Origin of the sequence: Nocardia barduliensis (assembly GCF_013315795.1) — a bacterium.
Taxonomy (GTDB): domain Bacteria; phylum Actinomycetota; class Actinomycetes; order Mycobacteriales; family Mycobacteriaceae; genus Nocardia; species Nocardia barduliensis.
In genome coordinates this window covers 1-729 of the sequence record NZ_JABLTE010000283.1, presented here as the reverse complement: position 1 = coordinate 729, position 729 = coordinate 1, and the positions used below count along the sequence as shown (strand labels likewise).

The 729-nt window shown below is 71.5% G+C and carries 1 protein-coding gene and 1 pseudogene; both read left to right on the top strand.

Going from position 1 to position 729, the window contains the following annotated elements; translation table 11 throughout:
• Positions 1 to 405 (top strand): pilin (locus tag HOV91_RS39220; RefSeq protein ID WP_246351622.1); only part of this gene is annotated, 405 nt, incomplete at its 5' end.
• A 58-nt stretch (positions 406 to 463) separates the two neighbouring features.
• Positions 464 to 729, top strand: a pseudogene (locus HOV91_RS39645) (hypothetical protein); the annotation flags it as partial.

Here is a 729-nt window from a genome sequence, read left to right as displayed (position 1 = left end):
AACCAACTCATCGACACCGCCACAGCACTCGCACGCCGGGCACGGCGCATACACACCTGCCGATGGGCGAGGCTGCTCGCGACCGCCTGCGCGGTCGTCGTCGTCCTGGTGGTGGCGGCCGGGTCGGCGGCGGCCACACCACCGCAGCCGCCGGGGACCGTGTTGGCTATCGCGTCCTCGCTGGATGAGGTGCTGGACAATATGCGGAATTGGCTGATCGGCATCCTCGCCGCGCTGGCGACGGTGTGCTTGACCGTGGCCGGTGCCCGCTACCTCATCGGCGGCAGTGACCCGGCCGAGGTGGAGAAGGCCAAGACCGCCTTCCGCGCGGCTTGCCTCGGGTACGCGCTGGCGATGCTGGCCCCGGTTATCGTCACCGTGCTCAAGTCGATCGTCGGCGCCTGACGTGAGCCTGCGACAGCCCATCCACCTCGCGCCCGATTTCGGGTGCCGGGGATCGCGCATGAGCCGCAGCGTCGCGGCCTCGGTGGCGGTTGCGCTCGCCGCGGTAGCGGTCACTCTCACCGGGCTCGTGAGCGCCGCCGCGCAACCGCCCCCAGAGTCGCCGTCCGTGCCGGTGACCTCGGCCCCGGCGACACCCGCACCCATGACGACACCGGTTCCGACCTCGTCGGTGCCGCCCTCGCGCTGGGTCACGCCACCGCCCACGACCACCCCGGCCTCACCCATACCCGTCTCCCCAGTGGTGCCCGACTCGAACACACCGAC